Genomic DNA, 18616 nt, shown 5'->3' with positions numbered 1-18616 from the left:
CTCCTTTTTCTCTTGGACAGGGGAAGGGGGCTTTTAACCCTCAGGACAACGAAGACCGGTAGTCTTCGTAGGTGAATTCACGGACCGGCGTGATGGAGCCGTCCTCTTCGCGGATGGCAATGGCGGGCATGGCCACACCGTTGAACCAGTTCTTCTTGACCATCGTATAGCCTGCCGCATCGGCAATGCTGATACGGTCGCCAATTTCCAGCGGCTTGTCAAAACGCGCATCGCCAAAGATATCGCCGGCCAGGCAGGTCTTGCCCGCGATCTGATAGTCATGCGTGCCGCCCTGCGGCAGTTTCGCCGTTTCGCGATAGATCAGCAGGTCCAGCATATGCGCCTCGATCGAGCTGTCGACAATGGCGACCTTCTTGCCGTTATCGACAATGTCCAGCACCGTCACTTCAAGGCTTGCGGTCTTGGTGATCGACGCCTCGCCCGGCTCGAGATAGACTTGCACGCTGAGGTTTTCGGAAAACGCCTTCAGACGCGCGGCCAGCTTTTCAAGCGGATAGCCCTCGCCGGTGAAATGGATGCCACCGCCAAGGCTGACCCAATCAAGCTTTTTCAGGAAGGAGCCGAATTCGGTCTCGATCCGCGTCAGCTGGCGGTCGAAAAGGTCGAAATCGCCGTTTTCGCAATTGTAATGGATCATCACGCCGGAAATTCGGTCAAGCGCGCTTTCCAGCCGCTCCAGATCCCATTCGCCCAGGCGCGAGAACTGCCGTGCGGGGTCCGCAAGATCGAATCCCGAGGTCGAAAACCGCGGATTCAGCCGCAGACCGGACTGGATGCCCTTGGCCTGCGCCTTGGCGGCAAAGCGGTCGAGCTGGCTCAGTGAGTTGAAAATGATCTTGTCGGCATAGGAAATCGCCTCGTCGATCTCGTGATCGGCCCAAGCCACGGAATAGGCATGGGTTTCCTTGCCGAATTTCTCGTGCCCCAGATGCAGCTCGTAAAGCGAGGAGGACGTCGTGCCATCCATATGGTCGCGCATCGTGTCGAAGACCGACCAGGTGGCAAAGCACTTGAGCGCCAGAAGCGCCTTGGCGCCCGACAGCTCCCTCAGGCGGGCAACCTTTTCCATGTTCTGGACCAGCTTCGCGCGATCAAGCAGATAGAAAGGCGTTTGCATAGGGCATCTCCGGCTACGGGACAGTCGTTTGGCCATATAGGGCCGATGCGACCCGCCCGCAAGCGAAGCCTTTGTAACGAAGGCACCGAAGCAGCGCCCTAATCGACCCTCAGGCGGGCAGGCTCGACCGCCAGCGTATACCCCTTGCGGGCGATATTGCGCACCAATAGCTCGGCCACCAGCTGGTTGCCCAGACTGTCGCGCAGGCGCTTGATCCGCGTGGCGCCGGCGGATTCCTCGCAATCGGTTTCGGGCTTGCCGGTAATCATCGCCTCGATCTGGGTGCCTGTCAGGATGTCGTCATCCAGCCGCGCCTCGGCCAGCACGGCCAGCGTCTCGATCGCGGCGGGAGTGAGGGTGAATCCCATATCATTGAGCATCACCATGTTTTCCGCTCGCAGGATGCGTAGCGATTGCACCTCGATCCCCTGACGGCTGATCTCGGCCATGCGCTTGTTCTGGGCGATGATCATGATCAGAAAGACCAGCGCCACGACCAGAAGCGCTGTGGCAAAGACCAGAAGGATGAAAATGATCATTCGGTAGCTTTGCAGCACTTCGGAAAATGCGGTGCCCGATTGCGCCAGCACCTCCAGAAGCCGCAGCTGGGTGGGTTGGGTCAGTGCGTCATTGGCAACAAAAATCTGCTCGACCCGCGTGTTGAAGGCATCCGCATCCGGCAGCGCCAGAAACAGCAACGCCGCCGCCAGACCCAGAATCGCGGTGATCGCCACGACACCCCAGACCAGCGCGCGCTGGCCCGCCCTGAGCCCTTCAGTAACGGAGGAAATAGCTTCCCGCACTTTGCTTCCTTTTTTCCAACCCCTCGTCCCCGAAGGTGGAGACGATATTCAAAAGCGTCCAGCCGCCACGCTTGAGGCGCGGAGCCAGCTCGGCCCGCGCCGCGTCACGGCTGCAGGCAGTGTCAGGGAGTTTCGCAACCCCGTAATGCAGCCGCAAGGGATCGTCCTGCTTGGCCTTGTAATCGGCATAACAGTCCGCCTGCGCCGGTGCTGCTATAGCGCATATGAGCGCGAGGATCAGAAAGAGATGTTTCATAGGCCGGATCTTGCGCAACTGTGCTTTGCCATTCAATAGCAAAGGCTTTTTGCGCGGACGTTATCCGATGACAGAGGCCCGATCCGCGCCATTCTGCCTATGTTATCCGATGACAGGGGGCTGATATTGCCTGTCTTGCAGCCAGAGGGGCATCTGGTCCCATCCGCTTCGGGGTCCTTCCGAAGCCTCTTTATCAGGAGTTCGATCATGTCCCTCGCGACCCGCATCATCGCCGCCACCACCGCGCTGGCCCTCAGCCTCACTGCCGTCTCGCCCGCGGCCGCCATGGATGCCGACCAGAAGAAGGCGCTCGGCATCCTTATCGGAATCGGCGCGGCCGCCGTGCTGATCGACAAGATGAACGACAAGGATGACAAGAAGAAAGACCATCAGCCGAAGCGCCCCGTCTATGGCTGGGAGAACAACCGCGATAACCATTTCAGTCGTGACCGTTATGATAACCGCCGCGATGATCGCCGCGATAGCCGTTTCGATCGTGGCCCGAGCTATTCGCAATCCTGCGTTTCGAAGGTGCGCACCCCGCGCGGCTGGAGCGAGGTTGTCGACAAGCGCTGTGCCGACCATACCGCCGACCGCCGCCTGCCGCAGAATTGCGTGATCGACATCCGTCAGGACGGGCGCCGCCAGCAGGTTTACGGCCAGAACTGCCTCGAGGATCGCGGCTTCCGCATGAGTCGTCGCTAAGGGGTCGCCGCTAACGGATCATTGTCGGGAGGCGGCCTTTTATGCCAAGACAGGATATGAGCACAAAAACCACTCCCGATTATTCTTTCGAAGCCGCGGCACACGCCCGCGGCTTTCACTCCGTGGCCGGTGTTGACGAGGTTGGACGCGGGCCGCTGTGTGGCCCTGTAACGGCAGCGGCGGTCATTCTTGATCCGGCGTATATCCCGCAGGGGTTGAACGATTCCAAAAAGCTTAGCGCGAAACGGCGGGCCGGCCTCGTCGAGGCGATCAAGGAACACTCTATATGGTGTGTCGCCCATGCCAGCGTCGAAGAGATCGATGCGCTCAATATCTACCACGCTTCGCATCTGGCGATGGTGCGGGCGGTGGCGGGCCTCTCGCGTCAGGCGGACTATGCACTGGTGGACGGGAATCGCGTGCCCAAGGATCTGCAGATCGCTTCCGAGCCTTTGGTGAAAGGCGATGGACGTTCTGTCTCCATTGCCGCCGCCTCGATCCTCGCCAAGGAAGAACGTGATGCGCTGATGGTGTCGCTGGCGCAACAGTATCCGCAGTATGGCTGGGAGCAGAATGCCGGTTACCCTACGGCACAACATCTTGCAGCACTTGCGGAATTTGGTGTGACCCCAGTCCATCGCAAAAGCTTCAAGCCCGTCCACAATATCTTGTGCCAAGTCAAAATATAGGCCTCGGAAGCAATTAAAGAAATTGACGCTCTCGGCCGGTTCCGCCATGTTTGGTCCCACAAGATCGGCAAAAATGCCGGCATGGTAAGAGCAGTAAAATCAGTCAAATCAGACCGATAAAATTCGGCGGTAACCTGTCTTTCACGGGACAGGATAGGCATGAGGCAAGTATGACAAAAGCAGGTACGCGGGCGGCCAAGGCCGATCTCCCGCTCAATCAGATCTTGGCAGGTGATTGCATCGCACAGATGAACGCCCTTCCGGAAAACAGCGTTGATCTGATCTTTGCAGACCCGCCTTACAATCTCCAGCTCAAGGGCGAGCTTCACCGCCCCGACAATTCCAAGGTCGATGCCGTCGATGACGCATGGGACCAGTTCGACAGCTTCGCCGCTTATGATGCGTTCACCCGCGATTGGCTGGCCGCTGCACGCCGCATCCTCAAGCCCAACGGGGCGATCTGGGTGATCGGATCCTATCACAACGTCTTCCGCATGGGCGCCGAGCTCCAGAACCAGGGCTTCTGGATCATGAACGATGTGGTCTGGCGCAAGTCGAACCCGATGCCGAATTTCCGCGGCAAGCGTTTCACCAATGCGCATGAGACCCTGATCTGGGCCTCGAAATCCGAGAAAGCCAAGCCGACCTTCAATTACGAGGCGCTCAAGGCGCTCAATGAAGGCGTGCAGATGCGCTCCGACTGGGTGATCCCGATCTGCACCGGCGGCGAGCGTCTGAAAGACGACATGGGCAACAAGGCCCACCCGACCCAGAAACCCGAGGCGCTTCTGCACCGCGTGATCATCGCCACCACCAATCCGGGCGATGTGATCCTCGATCCGTTCTTCGGCACAGGCACCACCGGCGCCGTGGCCAAGATGCTGGGCCGCAACTATATCGGGATCGAGCGCGAGGAGAGCTATCGCGAGGCGGCGACCAAGCGTCTGGCCCGCACCCGCAAGCTCGATGCCGAGGCGCTGGAGGTCACCACCTCCAAACGCGCAGAACCGCGTGTGCCTTTCGGCCAGCTCGTGGAGCGTGGCATGCTGCGTCCGGGCGAGGAACTGGTGAGCCAAGGCAACCGCTACACTGCCAAGGTGCGCGCCGATGGGACGCTGATCGGCAAGGATATCAAAGGCTCGATCCATCAGGTCGGCGCACAGCTCGAGGGTGCGCCCTCCTGCAATGGCTGGACCTACTGGCATTACAAGCGCGATGGCAAACTGGTGCCGATCGACACGCTGCGCCAGCAGATCCGCGCGGAGATGGGCGATCGTCCCAACTGATCTGGGCATTATGACGGAATGAGACCCTGCGGCTTTCGGGCGGCAGGGCGTTAACCGCCAGCGCCCATGTATACTGCCATTTGGGCGCTACCTTGCCCCGCCGACTGCCGGCGGGGTCTTTTTGATTCCGGGTATCGGATTATCTGCCGCTCTGGCCCACGGCTTCCAGTTTGGCGCGCAGCTCGCGCATCACCGGCAGGGCCTGACGGATTTTCTCGGGGCCGATATCGCGCACGATATCGGTGATCACCGGCATCAGTGCCGCAAAGGCGGCATCGCGGGCGGATTTCCCCGCAGGGCTGATCGACACGAATTTGCGCCGCGCATCATCCCAGTCGGGACGGATATGGACATGCCCTGCCCAAACCAGTTTGGACAGGGTGTTGGTCATCGCGCCGCGCGTCACATGGAAGGTGGCGGCAAGCTGGGCCGGTGTGCGCTCTTCGGCCAGATAGGCCAGATGGTTGAGCACCGAGAAATGAGACAGTTCCATGCCCTTGGGCAGCACTCGGCTGACCACGTTGCGCGCCAGCTGGTCGGCCATGAAGACCTCGGAAAACAGGGCCGCTGCAAGGGGGTCGAATTGCTCGCTCACCGGCATTTACCTTCAGTCGGCCAGCATCGGGTCGAGATGGCCCTTCGCCTCCAGCGCATGGAGGTCGTCACAGCCGCCCACATGGATATCGCCGATGAAGATCTGGGGCACCGAGCGTTTGCCACCCGCACGCGCGGTCATCGCCTGACGCAGGCCCGGATCGGCACCCACATCGGTTTCCTCGTAAGAGACGCCCTTCTTGTCCAGAAGGCGTTTAGCCGCCACACAGAAGGGGCAGGTGCGGGTCGTGTAGATCTCGACGCGTTTCATAGCGGTTCCTTTCGGTTACAGGCGATTTACCGCGATCTAGGTATCTTTTGCAACGCGGGCAAGGCACAGGACATATATCTTGCGTGCATCTAATGGTCGCAGGGCTTCATGGGCGGCCCTTAGCGTCGCGCCCGAGGTCATCACATCATCCACCAGAACAATCGTCCGCCCCTGCACGACGCCTGCGCGTTTTGGATGGGGGGCGAAGACCCCCGCGACATTTTCGGCACGGCCCGCGCGGTCGAGTCCCTCCTGCGGCGGCGTGAACCGGATCCGCTTGAGCAGATCGACACAGAGATCGACGCCTGTTTCGCGTGAAACGGCCCGTGCCAGAAGGGCGGCCTGATTATATTTGCGCTTCAGGAGCCGGAACGGATGCAAGGGCACCGGAACCAGCACACAATCTTTTCCCAGAATATCGCGCCCCGCCTGTGCCATCCAGCGCCCGAAAGGGCGGGCAAGCTCGGTGCGGTCGCCATGTTTGAACCCGAGGATCATTGCCCGCGCATTGTCGTCATAGCGCAGGGCAGCGCGGGCCTTAGGCCAGGGCGGCGGATCGCGCAGGCAGGTGTCGCAACGTGCTGCGCGATCGGACTGGCCGGGCAGAGGTGCGCCGCAGGTCTCACAGGAGAGCCCGCGAATGAAAGGGGTTCTGGGCCAGCAGGCGCTGCACAGGGCGCCCTCTTCTACCACGGGGGTCTGGCAGGCAAGGCAGAGCGGCGGGTAGATCATGCGTAGAAGCGCCCGTGCATGACGGCGCGCGTGGAAGTGGAGCCCTGTAATCGCCTCTGGCCTTCGCGGATCTTCGGATCTATCTTCTGGCCCTATCATGACGACACCTCCGCTTCTCACCGACCGCCAAGCCCTCGACCGCCAACGCCTGCGCGCACGGGCGCGCGGGCTTGACCTGTTCCTGCAGGAGGAAGCGGTGGGCGATCTTCAGGAGAGGCTGATCGAGGTTAATAGAACCTTTACATCACCCGCTCTCATCGCGCCTTTCCCCGAAATCTTCGCGCCCGTGCTGCCGGATGCCAAGATTGTGGCCGATACCGATGTGCTGGGTCTGGAAGAGGGAGCGCATGATCTGGTGGTGCATGCTTTCGCGCTGCATTGGGCCAATGATCCGGTGGGCCAGATCGTGCAGGCCGCCCGCGCCCTGAAGGCGGATGGGCTATTCATCGGCATTCTTTTTGGCGGGCAGACGCTGCACGAGCTGCGCGCCTCTCTGGCCGAGGCCGAGGTGGCTGTCACAGGTGGCCTGAGCCCGCGTGTGGTGCCGATGGGCGAGATGCGTGATCTGGGGGCGCTGTTACAGCGGGTCGGGCTGGCGCTGCCGGTGGCCGATAGCGTGACCCGTGATGTGGCCTATGCCAATCCGATGCGCCTGTTCGAGGATCTGCGCGCGATGGGCGAGACCAATGCGCAAGCCGCCCGCCCGCGCCATTTCACCCGCCGTGCGGTGCTGATGCGCGCGCTGGAGACCTATCTGGCCAATTATGCCGATGACGAGGGGCGCCTCCATGCAACCTTCGAGACCATCTGGCTGACCGGATGGAAGCCCCATGCAAGCCAGCAGCAACCGCTCCGTCCGGGCTCGGCCCGCGCAAGGCTGGCCGAGGCTCTGGGCACGTTCGAGCTGCCTACGGGTGACAGGCCGGTTTAGCCCAGAGCGGTCAGGAACCCTTTCGACCACCACGCAACATCCTTGCTCAGCAGCACGTCCATCAGGGCTTCATGGCGGCGTCTGCGGTCCTGGAGTGGCATGGCGAGCGCGGTCATGATGGCGGTGGCCATCTGCTCGATATCGTGCGGATTGACGATCAGCGCATCTTCCATCTGCTCGGCGGCCCCTGCGAATTGCGACAGGATCAGCACCCCAGGATCCTCGGGGTTCTGGGCTGCCACAAATTCCTTGGCCACAAGGTTCATCCCGTCCATCAGGGGTGTCACCAGTGCGATCTGCGCCGCGCGGTAGAGCCCCGCCAGTGTCTCGCGCGGCACGGGGCGGTTGATGAACCGGATGGGCGCCCATTGGATATCGGCATATTGCCCGTTCACCCAGCCCGAAAGATGTTCGGTCTCCTCGCGGATATTGTCATAGGCTTCAACCCCTTCGCGGGTGGGCGGACTGATCTGGATATAGGAGACGTGGCGGTGCCAGTTGTCATGGCGCGCCAGAAATTCGCCAAACGCCTTGAACCTCTGCGGCACGCCTTTGGTATAATCCAGACGGTCCACCCCGATGATCAGTTGCCGCTCGGGCTTGATGACGCCAGATGGAAGACGGTCGACCTGTGCCTCGGCCAGAGACCGGAATTCCTGCGCATCGATGGCGATCGGGAAGGCGGCGATCCGGCATTGCCGCGCGCCCAGCTGCACGAAACCACCCGCCATTTCCCTTCCTTCGGCCACCTCGGTAAGGCAGGCAATCGCGGCGCGGGCATCGCGTTCGGATTGCATGCCGACAACCTCGTAATTGGCCAGCCACTCGCAGACATCCCCGGCATTGGGCAACGCTTCGAGCGTGATCGGATTGGGGAAGGGGGTATGTAGGAAAAATCCCATCCGGTTCGAGGCACCCAGCTGGCGCAGATAGAGCGCCAAAGGGATCAGGTGGTAATCATGCACCCAGATCCGGTCATCGGGCCTGATCACTTCCATCAGCATCTTGGCGAAGCGGCGGTTCACCTCCTTGTAGCCATCCAGATATTCGGCGTGGATTTCAAGAAGATCGGTGCGCCCGTGGAAGAGCGGCCACAGCACCTGATTGGAAAAGCCGAAATAGTAATTCTGCTGTTCGGCCTCGCTAAGATCGAAGGCCATGCGCCGGAAAGGACCGTCATTGATCTCGCGCAGGCGGTTCTCGGGATTTTCCACGATCTCGCCCGAGGTGCCGATCCAGATGCCTCCTGTTTCCTTGATCGTGTCATGCAGGGCCACGACCAACCCGCCCGAGGGGTTCGGCCCCGAAGGAATGCGGTTCGAGATACAGATCAGACGTCCCATCTTAATGCTCCAGCCCCGCCCTCAGCCAGTCCAGAACAGCGGCTGGGTCTGGCAGATGCTGACTTGCGCGGGTCTTGCCATCGCCCACCTTGATGCCGAAACCGCCATGCGTTTCCGCCCAGGCCAGTGCGGGCTCGTCGGTTGTGTCATCACCGATATAGATCGGCGAGCGGTTCCTGAAATCGGGCTGGTCGGACAGGATCTGCAAGGCGCCATCCTTGGAAAATCCGGCCGGACGCAGCTCGAACGCCATCTTGGCGGGCTGCACCTCGAAACGCGGATTGGTGATGGCAAGGCGTTCGATGAAAGCCTCGACCTCGGGGCCCGCATCGGGAAGAGCGCGGAAATGGATCGCCCCACCCATGGATTTATGCTCGTAAAGGAGCCCGCGCGAGGTGGCATAGTCGCGCATTTCGGTCTGCGCGCTTTCCAGACCTTCGGGCAGTCTGTCCAGAGGTGGCGTCATCCCGCGCGCCTCGGAGCCATGCGAGCCGACCATGATCCCGTCAAAGCCGCGCAGGAAGCTTTCCAGCTCCTTCAGGGAACGGCCCGAGACAATGGCCAGCGCCCCGCCGAGTGCGGTGTTCAGCCGCGCCAGGAGCGACCCGAGATCCGCGGGAATGATCACGGCATCGGGGGTTGGCGCAATATCGACCAATGTCCCGTCGAAATCCAGAAACAGGGCTTTGGTCCTGCAATCGAGCGGGGGCACCTCGGTGCGTGGTTCGGTCATATCCATACCTGAGAGTAAGTCCAGAATGCTTTATGTGTCAAAGAAACGGGTGGCGCGTTCTGCCGGAGCCGGAACGCGGTTGTGCCAATTTGCGCTTTGACACTTCCACGGAACGCGTTATCTGCGGGTTGGTTCCGAAAACGCGACAGGATCTTTCGATGACAATGCCCGCCAATTCCCGCCTCGCACATGCGCCTGCAGACCACCCGAAGGTGCCTCAGGCCAAGATCGGGGTTCTGGTGGCCAATCTCGGTACGCCGGATGGAACGGATTACTGGTCGATGCGGCGCTATCTGGGGGAGTTCCTGTCCGACAAGCGCGTGATCGATATCCCGAACTGGAAATGGCAACCGCTTCTGCAGCTGATTATCCTGTCCAAACGTCCCTTTACCTCGGGTGCCAATTACAAGACCATCTGGAATAACGAGGCTGATGAAAGCCCGTTGATGACCATTACCAAACAGCAGGTGGCCAAGCTGAAACAGTCTATGGCGGCCCTGTTCGGCGAGGCGGTCGAGATCGATTTCTGCATGCGTTATGGCAATCCTTCGACACAATCCGTGGTGGACCGGATGGTGAAGAACGGCTGCGAGAAGATCCTGTTCTTCCCGCTCTATCCGCATTACGCAGGCGCGACCTCGGCCACGGCCAATGACGCGTTCTTCAAGGCGCTGATGAAACAGAAACGCCAGCCCGCCGCTCGTGTCGCCCCCGAATATTTCGACCGTCCGAACTATATCGAGGCCCTGGCGCAATCGGTCCTCAAGGCCTATCCCGACGGCGCGCAACCCGATGTTCTGGTCTGCTCCTATCACGGGATGCCGAAACGCTATCTGATGGAAGGCGACCCCTACCACTGCCAGTGCCAGAAGACGACGCGTCTTCTGCGCGAGCGTCTTGGCTGGGAGAAAGACCGCGTCCATACGACCTTCCAGTCCGTTTTCGGTCGCGAGGAATGGCTCAAGCCCTACACGGTCGAGCATGTGGCCGAACTGGCGAAAGAGGGCAAGAAACGCATCGCCGTTATCTCGCCCGCTTTCTCGGCCGATTGCATCGAGACGCTCGAGGAGATCAAGGGCGAGATCTGCGAGGCCTTCGAGCATGCGGGGGGCGAGAGCTTCACCTATATTCCCTGTCTCAACGATGACGATGCCCATATCGCGCTGTTGAGCGAGGTGATCGAGGAGAACCTGCAAGGCTGGATCAACCGTATCTGAGCCGCGATCATGGCGTTCTTGCCGCAGGGGCGGATCATTCGGTATTATCACGGAACTGTGGGTTTGAAGGCCCGTATGCCTGCGTGTATCGCTGGCGATCAACGAATTCGACGGTGGATGGTATGAAAGCACTCCCTCTCTTTGCGCTGCTCATGGCACTCGGGGCCTGCGCGACCACATCAAACGACGTCCAGCTGGCACCTGATGGCAAGCCGATGCCGCAGGTCTACCGGATCACCAAGAGTGATGCGGAGGTCATCCCGACCCGCGCGCTGGAAGCGGTGAACAGCCTGCGCGCCGCGCGTGGCACCGGCCCGATGCAGCTCAACACCCAGTTGGCGATTGCCGCGACCGTGCATAGCAAGGATATGGCGAAACAGAACCGTCCGTGGCATTGGGGCTCGGATGGCTCCTCGCCGCTCGATCGCGCCAAACGTGCGGGGTTCTATGGCGAGGTCGTGGGCGAAAATATCTCGGAGACCTACGAAACCGAGACCGAGACGCTTTCGGCATGGATGTCCGATCCGGAAACGCGCGACGTGATCCTCAACCCGGCGGCGACGCAGATGGGCTTTGCATGGTATCAGGAACCTTCGGGCAAGATCTGGTGGACCATGCTGACGGGTCGCTGACCTGCCATAAGAAGCCAAAAGAAAAGGCCCCGCGGAGGGGCCTTTTTCATATCCATCCGGTGCCTGTCTGGCGCTCAGGGATAGATGAAAATCGGGGTGCCGTTGAGCACCATGGAATAGATCTCTTCGATCTGTGCGTCGGTCACGGCGATACAACCGGCGGTCCAGTCCTTCTTGCCGCGCTTATCCGTGTTATTCTCGCCATGGATGAAGATATCCCCGCCCGGGTTCCGGCCTTTGCTCTCGGCAAAAGCGACCTGCTGCGGATTCGGATAGGACACGCGGATCGACAGGTGATAGGCCGAATTCGGATTGCGCCCGTCGATATAGTAGACGCCTTCCGGCGTCCTGCCATCGCCTTCGAACTGCTTGGGACCGACCGGCTGGCCGCCCAGAGCGATATCATAGGTCTTCACCACCTGATCGCCCGAGAACAGATACATCTTGCGGTCTTTCTTGAAGACCTGGATCTGCGTAACGGGAGCCCCGTTATAATTCTTGAATTTCGTGCTATCCCCGCCACAAGCGGAAAGAAGGGCCAGCGCGCTGAGGCCCGTCAGAAGCATTCTGCGTTGCATTTGTTTTTTGCCTGTTTGGTAGGTCTGCTCGATAGGCCTTGTAGACTTTATCTGCCTTTAAATCGAGTCTGCTTTATTCGTGGTTAACAACGAGTAAACAGCGCTGCGATTTCGATATGGGCTGACCAACGGAACTGATCGACGGCAATCAGCTTTTCCATAACGAAACCTGCTTCCAGCAAGGTCTTGGCATCACGGGAGAAAGTAATGGGGCTGCAGGAAACATGCACGATGCGCTTGGCCTTCGAGCTGCAAATTTCGGCAATCTGGGACTCCGCACCGGCCCGTGGCGGGTCGATCACGATTACGTCAAAACGGTCCAGCTCGTCGGGAAGAAGCGGGCGACGGAAAAGATCGCGGACCTCATGGGTCACGCGGTGAAGTCCTTGGGCCTTGCGCCAGCCCTGATCGAGCGCCTCGAGCATGGGCGCTTCGGCTTCGACCGCATGCACATCGGCATGGCTCGCCAGCGGCAGCGTAAAGGTGCCCGATCCCGAGAAGAGATCGACCACTTTCGCCGCCTTGCCGAGATTTTCGAGCACAAATTCGGTCAGAGCGGCCTCGCCCTCCTTCGTGGCTTGCAGGAAGGCGCCGGGGGGCGGGGCGACCTGCGCGCGGCCCATGGCCTGCCATGCGGGGCGGATCGCGGCGATCATCTCGCCATTCCACGAAATCCGCGCCAAACCGTTCTTATGGGCGATCTCGGAGAGCGTGGTGAATAGGTCGGCCGAGATCTCCTTGCCGCCCGAGCAGGCAATCTCGACGCCTGCTTCCGAGAGGGTGAGGGTCATCGACAGCTCGCCTTTGCGGCTGGCGCCCGCCATGGTCAGGGCCTCGGCGGTAGGGAGATGGGCCAGAAGTTCGGGGCGCAGCAGCGTGCAGCCGGAGATCTCGGTGATCGTGCCGGAGGCGCGTCCGTGGAAGCCTACCTGCGCGCCCTTCTTGGTGCGCCGCCCCGACAGCGTGGCGCGGCGGCGCGAGTTGGCGGGCGAGGTCATGACCTCGGTCACCTTGGCCTGGATATCGCGAGCGCTAAGGGCGGTCTCGACCACGCTGGCCTTCCAGTTGGCGACGAACTCGTCCGCGCCGTGTTGCAGGCTGCAGCCCCCGCAGCTGCGGTAATGCGGACAGGGAGGCCGGACCCGGCTGGCCGAGGGCGTGACGATCTTCGGTTGTGCGATCCGGCCAGCAGCGACCTCGCCGGTAATCTCCTCGCCGGGCAGCGTGAGGGGCGCGTAGATCGTGCCATCCTCGGTGCGGATAACGCCATCCGCCTGAATGGAGAGGCGGTCGATGATATGGGTCTGATCGGTCATGATGGCTATCCGGCTGGCTTTGGCTGAGGGGGCTTTAGCAGCCCTTGGCCGTAACGCAAAGCCTATTGCGCCGCATCGAGCGCGTCCTCTGCGCCGATGAAGCCTCCCGACTGGCGGTTCCAGTATCGCGCATAGAGCCCGTTCCGGCCAAGAAGTTCGTCATGGGTGCCATCCTCGGCGATCCTGCCTTTATCCATGACCACGATCCGGTCCATCTCGGCGATGGTCGACAGGCGGTGGGCGATGGCCAGCACGGTCTTGTCTGACATGACATTGGTCAGCGCTTCCTGCACTTGTGCCTCCACCTCGGAATCGAGTGCGGATGTGGCCTCGTCCAGCACCAGAATGGGTGCGTTCTTGAGGAAGGCGCGTGCGAGGGCAATCCGCTGGCGCTGTCCGCCCGACAGTTTCACGCCGCGCTCGCCCAGCATCGCGTCATAGCCGCGATTGCCCTTGTGGTCCTCGAGATCGAGGATGAACTCATGGGCTTCTGCGGCTTTTGCGGCTGCGATAATCTCGTCCTCGCTGGCATCGGGGCGGCCATAGAGAATGTTCTCCCGCGCGGAGCGGTTGAACATGGCCGTCTCCTGCGTGACCATCGCGATCTGGCGGCGCAGGCTCTCCTGGGTGAGGGTGCGGATATCGGTATCATCCAGCCGGACAGCCCCTTTTTCGGTGTCATATAGCCGCAGAAGGAGGGCCACGAGCGTGGATTTTCCCGCGCCCGACGCCCCTACGATGCCGACGCGCTGGCCTTTGGGAATATCGAGATAGACATCCTGCAGCCCGCCCTCGCCACGACCATAGGTGAAGCTGACATGATCGAAGCGGAGCGCCCCTTGTGCACGCTCGATATCCGCAGCGTCAGGGCTGTCGGTCAGCCCATGGGTGGCGGCGAGCGTGTTCATCCCGTCCTCGGCCTCGCCGATCGAGCCATAGATCTGCATGAGCGACATCGAGACCCAGCCCGACATCTGCGCGATACGCATGGCGATGGCACCGGCCGCAGCGACATCCCCCGCACTTGCCCCGCCCTGCCGCCATAACAGCACCGTGCCCCCCACCAGAATGACCGGCAGGAGCCCCGATAGGGCCATCTGGGCGGTGCGGTAGCTGGTCGAGACGCGCCCGAAGGAAATGGCCCGCATGCGGAAGCTCTCCATCGCCTCCAGGGCTTCGCGGTCCTCATGCTGGGTATTGGCGAACAGTTTGACGGTCTTGATATTGGTGATCGTATCTACCACCTGACCCGAAACCATCGCGCGGGCCGAGGCGCGATCTTTCGAGCGCACGCGCACACGGGGCAGGAAGGCGCGGATTACCAGAACCATCGCGATCATCCATAACAGCAGCGCCAGCGCTGACCAGCCGTCGATTGCGGCCAACATTGCAGCCGAGCCCAGGATAGAGGAGAGCGCGAACATGCCGGTCTCGATACTGCCCTGCGCGACATCCGTGACCGCGCGCGCCGTTTGCATCTGCTTTTGCGCGATGCGGCCCGCGAAGTCGTTATCGAAGAAGGTAACGGACTGGCCCATCGTATGGCGGTGCAGGCGCGAGAGCACCTGAGGGAAGATATTAGGTTGTAACAGCAGGTGGTTGGCCGCAGAGGACAGGCCGAAGACCAGCGGCCGGATCACCAGATAGAACAGCACGAAGCCGCCTAGGATGACCGCGTGATCGGACCAGAGACTGCCAGCCGTCGTAGAGATCAGGCTGTCGATCACGCGGCCCAGAAGCCATGCGGAGACAACCTCCATCGCGCCTGCCGCAGCCGAAAGCACCGCCGAGAGCGTAATCACGCCCCATGCACCACGCAGGCACCAGACGAGAAAGCGGCCCAGACGGGTGGGGGGCGCGGAACTGGCATGGCGGAAGGGGTTTATCATAAGCAGGCTCCTTTGGCGCTAGGCTAGACTGCGCATCCCATATGGCAAGAGGCTGCGCGTGCGATCAGTCCAGCAGTTGCGCACGATCAAGTGTGAACCCGCTGCCGATCCAGCGGGTTTCGAGCTCGGCCAGTTTTTCTCCCAGCGCCTTGCCCTGCACCTGCGGCAGCAGGTCTTTGGCGCTGACGGGAAAGACCTGTGCGGCCCCATGGGTGATTTGCGCGGCCCAGTCCGGTGCAACCGGCATTTCCAGCAGAGCCGAGCGGATGAGCCATGCGTCACGCCCGTCGCCGGCGCCGAGCCGGTAGCCCATCTCGGTGGCCGAGCCGATCTCCTGAGCGGCCTCGCGCAAGCGCGCCAGCCGTTTGGCCTCGGCGCGGGACAGTCGTAAAGATGCGGTTGCAGGTCCCGGGGTGAGGCAGGCCAACCGCCGTAGCGGATCGGGGGGAAGGCCGTCCTCGAGATAGATCAGGATCGGAAGGGCCTTGGGATCCGCCTCGGGCAGGATGCGGGTCAGGATGCCGCTCCGGGCCATTGTTGCAAGAACAGGCGCAGGGTCGGGGGCTGCCAGTAGTTTGCGCATCTCCGCCCCGATCCGTTCGCGGGCCAGCTCGTCGATGCCCTCGGCCAAGGTGGCGCAGGCGGCCAGACCCTCGGCATCGGGGCCGTTCTCGGGCGCGCCATACCACGCGGTGAAGCGGAAAAACCGCAGAATGCGCAGGTAATCCTCGCGGATACGGTCCTCGGGGACGCCCACAAACCGCAGATGACGGGCCTGCAGATCCGCCAGACCGCTGCCCAGAGGATCGAGGATCTCGCCATCCGAACGGGCATAAAGTGCGTTCATGGTGAAATCGCGCCGCGCGGCATCTTCGGCAATATCGTCCGAGAAGGCCACGACGGCATGGCGCCCATCGGTTTCCTCGTCGCGGCGGAAGGTGGTGATCTCGTGCGGGATGTGATCCGAGATCACCGTCACCGTGCCATGATCGATCCCTGTGGGAATGGGCTTCAGCCCCGCTTGTTCGGCCAGTTGAATGACCCGTTCGGGCGGAGCGTCGGTGGCGATATCGAGATCACTGACCTCCGCACCGAGGGCCGCGTTGCGCACACATCCCCCGACGAACAGCGCCTGATGCCCAGCCTCTTCCAGCATGCGCATGACGGCCCGTGTGGCGGGGGCCTTCAGCCAATCATCGTTCAGCCTCATACCTGCGCCAGCCTGTCTGCCAGAGACCGCAGGATCCGCCCCGTCGCGCCCCATATATAATAGGGTCCATAAGGCGCGGCATAATAACTGCGCCATGTGCCGCGCCAGCGCCGGCCCTCGATACGGAAATTGGCGGGGGTGATATGCGCGAACGGCACGGTAAAGACCTCCTCTACCTCGCCCGGCTCGGGGTTCGGGATGAAGGGTGTGGTGACGCGGGCCAGAACCGGCACCATCGAGAAGCTGGTCACCGTCTCATGCGGGTCGAGCTGGCCCAGAATCTCGACATTCTCGGAGGGCAGGCCGATTTCCTCGCGCGCCTCGCGCAGAGCGGTCGCCACGACATCGGCATCACCGGCATCGACCTTGCCGCCCGGAAAGGCGATCTGGCCGGGATGGTGCTTGAGATGCGAGGAGCGCTTGGTCAGATAAAGCTGCGGTCCCCGAGCCGTGTCCTCGAAAGCCACCAGCACGGCCGCAGGGCGCAGGACGCGCCCCGCAGGCAAAGTCATCGCCTCGTTCAGATCATAATCCGAAGAGGGCCGCCCCGGTCGGGCCAAGGCGGCCTGTAACCGGGACGAGAGGTCACTCATCCTTGGCCTCGACGGACGATCCATCGGGGTTGATCGTGGCCTCGAAGCCGAGCGATTTCGGGTCGAACTCGTAATGCGCACCGCAGAACTGGCAATCGGCGGTGACAATGCCGGCTTCGGTGGTCATCGTGCCGATATCGCGGGCCGAGTAGATCGACAGGCTGTTGCGGACCTTGTCGGCCGAGCAGGTGCAGCCAAATTCCACGCGCTGCGGATCGAAGACGCGCGGTTGTTCCTCGTGAAACAATCGCACCAGAAGATCGGTCGCATGGATGCGCGGCCCGATCAGCTCGATCTCGTCGACCGTGTCCAGAAGGATATTCGCGCGGTTCCAGTTCTCGCCTTCCTCGCCATCAAGGATGTCCTCGGCGGTCAGCAGGCCCTCGCTCTCGGTGCCGCCCTCTTCGGGCGCGCGCAGGGGCGAGGCGGGCGGCATATGCTGCAGCATCACACCACCGGCGCGCCATGCTTCGGACTGGCCTGGCAGGGTGGCGCGGCCGAAGGCCAGCTGGAAGCGGGTCGGCAGCTGTTCGGATTGCGCGAAATAGGCCTGCGCGCAGGCGGTCAGCGAGCCACCAGCCAGAGGCGTGATGCCCTGATAGGGGGTCGTGCCTTCGCCCTGATCCATCAGAACGGCGAAATAGCCTTTGCCGATCTGCTCGAAACCGGGGCCCGCCTCGTCGAGGCGTTCCTTGTCGAAGCTCGCCCATGCGCGGATACGGGCAGGCTCGCCATCGGCGGTGGGGGCATAGTAATCGGTCGCGATAATGCGGATCGGACCGTCACCACGCACCTGCAGCGACAGTTTCCAGCGCAGCTTGATGGTCTGGCCGATCATTGCGGTCAGCAGGGCGACCTCTGCCACGAGCGCCTCGACGACGGCAGGGTAGTCATGCTGCATCAGGACGTTCTCCAGAACCCCGTCCAGCCGTGCAACACGTCCACGGATGTCGGAACGGTCGAGCTGGAATGGCAGAACTGTATCGTCCCAGGCGATTTGGGATAGCGTACTCATATAGATCCTCGAGGGGTTTGCCTTTGGCTTGGCGGCGGGATTACCCTGCCCATATGGGCGCGACAACCCGTGATCCCAAGGGGGGCAGGGGTTTGGCGCTATTTTGTCGGGATATGGAGAAGGATTCCAGAGATGATTCCACGTTTGGGGGAGGCGGCGCGCCGCGGGCAGAAATACCGGATGCGACCGGGAGCCTATGCGTTGCTATGTCGTGGTGATCAGGTCCTGCTGACCCATCAGGCTGCTCCGGTGCCGGAATTCCAGTTGCCCGGCGGGGGCATAGATCCGGGCGAAAGCGCGATCGCCGCACTGCATCGCGAGGTCCGCGAGGAGACCGGATGGGGCATCGCGGAGATCCGCCGTATCGGCACCTATCGGCGGTTCGTCTATATGCCTGATTATGATATGTGGGCTGAGAAAATCTGCCATATTCACACCGCCAGACCAACGATTTGCTATGGGCAGCCGAGCGAGGCCGGACATCAGGCAATCTGGCAAACTATTGGTAATACGATGAAAATTCTTTCATCCAAAGCGGATAAGGTATTTCTGGAGCGATTTTTTGGCACGTTTAAAGCCTAAAATTCCGGCTCTGAATTTTGGCGTATTTTTGTCACATGCGTGTCGCCTGTGTCATAAGTATGGCTATTAATTGACGTTAAGAAACTTTTAGCTAGGCGTATCA

21 protein-coding genes are annotated in these 18616 nt (G+C 61.5%); 7 read left to right on the top strand and 14 right to left on the bottom strand.

Going from position 1 to position 18616, the window contains the following annotated elements; genetic code table 11:
• Nucleotides 1-40: 40 nt before the first annotated feature.
• The 3 genes from nspC to WDB91_RS04105 form a co-directional block, all read right to left on the bottom strand.
• Nucleotides 41-1138 carry a carboxynorspermidine decarboxylase gene (gene nspC / locus WDB91_RS04115; protein ID WP_339113891.1) on the bottom strand — a complete coding sequence of 366 codons (1098 nt, stop codon included), beginning with the start codon at nucleotides 1136-1138 and terminating at the stop codon, nucleotides 41-43.
• 98 nt (nucleotides 1139-1236) lie between these two features.
• Entirely contained in the window at nucleotides 1237-1941 is a 705-nt protein-coding gene (locus WDB91_RS04110) for a hypothetical protein (protein WP_339113890.1), read from the bottom strand.
• On the bottom strand, nucleotides 1913-2197 hold the full coding sequence (locus WDB91_RS04105) for a hypothetical protein (protein WP_339113889.1): 285 nt from the start codon (nucleotides 2195-2197) through the stop codon (nucleotides 1913-1915). The genes WDB91_RS04110 and WDB91_RS04105 overlap by 29 nt, the downstream gene beginning before the upstream one ends.
• A 207-nt stretch (nucleotides 2198-2404) precedes the next feature.
• Between WDB91_RS04105 and WDB91_RS04100 the strand changes: the two genes are divergently transcribed.
• From WDB91_RS04100 to WDB91_RS04090, 3 genes are all read left to right on the top strand, one after another.
• Nucleotides 2405-2902, top strand: a complete 498-nt coding sequence (locus tag WDB91_RS04100) for a hypothetical protein (RefSeq protein WP_339113888.1) — start codon at nucleotides 2405-2407, stop codon at nucleotides 2900-2902.
• A 56-nt stretch (nucleotides 2903-2958) separates the two neighbouring features.
• Nucleotides 2959-3591, top strand: coding sequence for a ribonuclease HII (locus WDB91_RS04095; RefSeq protein WP_339113887.1), 633 nt, complete (start codon nucleotides 2959-2961; stop codon nucleotides 3589-3591).
• Nucleotides 3592-3761: 170 nt separating this feature from the next.
• Nucleotides 3762-4877 (top strand): site-specific DNA-methyltransferase, encoded by a 1116-nt coding sequence (locus WDB91_RS04090; protein WP_339113886.1) that lies wholly within the window; start codon nucleotides 3762-3764, stop codon nucleotides 4875-4877.
• 139 nt (nucleotides 4878-5016) lie between these two features.
• Here the strand turns inward: WDB91_RS04090 and WDB91_RS04085 are convergent, their stop codons facing one another.
• From WDB91_RS04085 to WDB91_RS04075, 3 genes are read right to left on the bottom strand one after another with little or no spacing between them, the layout of a single operon-like run.
• Nucleotides 5017-5472: a MarR family winged helix-turn-helix transcriptional regulator gene (locus WDB91_RS04085; RefSeq protein ID WP_339113885.1), complete on the bottom strand. Its 456-nt coding sequence runs from the start codon at nucleotides 5470-5472 to the stop codon at nucleotides 5017-5019.
• A 12-nt stretch (nucleotides 5473-5484) separates the two neighbouring features.
• The gene (gene grxC, locus WDB91_RS04080) at nucleotides 5485-5742 is read right to left on the bottom strand and encodes a glutaredoxin 3 (RefSeq protein WP_339113884.1); all 258 of its coding nucleotides are present in this window, start codon (nucleotides 5740-5742) and stop codon (nucleotides 5485-5487) included.
• 36 nt (nucleotides 5743-5778) lie between these two features.
• Entirely contained in the window at nucleotides 5779-6573 is a 795-nt protein-coding gene (locus tag WDB91_RS04075; protein ID WP_339113883.1) for a ComF family protein, read from the bottom strand.
• Here WDB91_RS04075 and WDB91_RS04070 point away from each other — a divergent pair.
• Nucleotides 6572-7405 (top strand): methyltransferase domain-containing protein, encoded by an 834-nt coding sequence (locus WDB91_RS04070; RefSeq protein WP_339113882.1) that lies wholly within the window; start codon nucleotides 6572-6574, stop codon nucleotides 7403-7405. The two genes, WDB91_RS04075 and WDB91_RS04070, sit on opposite strands and share 2 nt — an antisense overlap.
• Here the strand turns inward: WDB91_RS04070 and WDB91_RS04065 are convergent.
• Nucleotides 7402-8748: a trehalose-6-phosphate synthase gene (locus WDB91_RS04065; RefSeq protein ID WP_339113881.1), complete on the bottom strand. Its 1347-nt coding sequence runs from the start codon at nucleotides 8746-8748 to the stop codon at nucleotides 7402-7404. The two genes, WDB91_RS04070 and WDB91_RS04065, sit on opposite strands and share 4 nt — an antisense overlap.
• Nucleotide 8749: 1 nt before the next feature.
• A complete protein-coding gene (otsB, locus tag WDB91_RS04060; RefSeq protein ID WP_339113880.1) occupies nucleotides 8750-9481 on the bottom strand; it encodes a trehalose-phosphatase in 732 nt (243 codons plus the stop codon).
• Nucleotides 9482-9639: 158 nt separating this feature from the next.
• On the opposite strand from otsB, the gene hemH reads away from it, so the two are divergent.
• Together hemH and WDB91_RS04050 are read left to right on the top strand one after the other, a co-directional pair.
• Nucleotides 9640-10698: a ferrochelatase gene (gene hemH / locus WDB91_RS04055; RefSeq protein WP_339113879.1), complete on the top strand. Its 1059-nt coding sequence runs from the start codon at nucleotides 9640-9642 to the stop codon at nucleotides 10696-10698.
• A 122-nt stretch (nucleotides 10699-10820) separates the two neighbouring features.
• On the top strand, nucleotides 10821-11330 hold the full coding sequence (locus WDB91_RS04050; protein WP_339113878.1) for a CAP domain-containing protein: 510 nt from the start codon (nucleotides 10821-10823) through the stop codon (nucleotides 11328-11330).
• 74 nt (nucleotides 11331-11404) lie between these two features.
• Here the strand turns inward: WDB91_RS04050 and WDB91_RS04045 are convergent, their stop codons facing one another.
• The 6 genes from WDB91_RS04045 to WDB91_RS04020 form a co-directional block, all read right to left on the bottom strand.
• Nucleotides 11405-11908 carry a L,D-transpeptidase family protein gene (locus WDB91_RS04045; RefSeq protein WP_339113877.1) on the bottom strand — a complete coding sequence of 168 codons (504 nt, stop codon included), beginning with the start codon at nucleotides 11906-11908 and terminating at the stop codon, nucleotides 11405-11407.
• An 83-nt stretch (nucleotides 11909-11991) separates the two neighbouring features.
• Complete coding sequence (locus WDB91_RS04040; protein ID WP_339113876.1) at nucleotides 11992-13224, bottom strand: RsmD family RNA methyltransferase; 1233 nt, start codon at nucleotides 13222-13224, stop codon at nucleotides 11992-11994.
• A 62-nt stretch (nucleotides 13225-13286) separates the two neighbouring features.
• On the bottom strand, nucleotides 13287-15113 hold the full coding sequence (locus WDB91_RS04035) for an ABC transporter ATP-binding protein (RefSeq protein WP_339113875.1): 1827 nt from the start codon (nucleotides 15111-15113) through the stop codon (nucleotides 13287-13289).
• A gap of 64 nt (nucleotides 15114-15177) precedes the next feature.
• Nucleotides 15178-16323: a CCA tRNA nucleotidyltransferase gene (locus WDB91_RS04030; protein ID WP_339113874.1), complete on the bottom strand. Its 1146-nt coding sequence runs from the start codon at nucleotides 16321-16323 to the stop codon at nucleotides 15178-15180.
• Nucleotides 16320-16916 carry a CoA pyrophosphatase gene (locus tag WDB91_RS04025; protein WP_339113873.1) on the bottom strand — a complete coding sequence of 199 codons (597 nt, stop codon included), beginning with the start codon at nucleotides 16914-16916 and terminating at the stop codon, nucleotides 16320-16322. Before WDB91_RS04025 ends, WDB91_RS04030 begins: the two co-directional genes overlap by 4 nt.
• Entirely contained in the window at nucleotides 16909-17931 is a 1023-nt protein-coding gene (locus tag WDB91_RS04020) for an Hsp33 family molecular chaperone HslO (RefSeq protein ID WP_339113872.1), read from the bottom strand. Before WDB91_RS04020 ends, WDB91_RS04025 begins: the two co-directional genes overlap by 8 nt.
• Nucleotides 17932-18063: 132 nt before the next feature.
• Between WDB91_RS04020 and WDB91_RS04015 the strand changes: the two genes are divergently transcribed.
• Nucleotides 18064-18513: an NUDIX hydrolase gene (locus WDB91_RS04015; RefSeq protein ID WP_339113871.1), complete on the top strand. Its 450-nt coding sequence runs from the start codon at nucleotides 18064-18066 to the stop codon at nucleotides 18511-18513.
• Nucleotides 18514-18616 lie beyond the last annotated feature (103 nt).

Source organism: Thioclava sp. GXIMD2076, from assembly GCF_037949795.1.
Classification (GTDB): domain Bacteria; phylum Pseudomonadota; class Alphaproteobacteria; order Rhodobacterales; family Rhodobacteraceae; genus Thioclava; species Thioclava kandeliae.
Note: the sequence above shows the minus strand (reverse complement) of the source record. Positions and strands in the feature narration are given on the sequence as shown.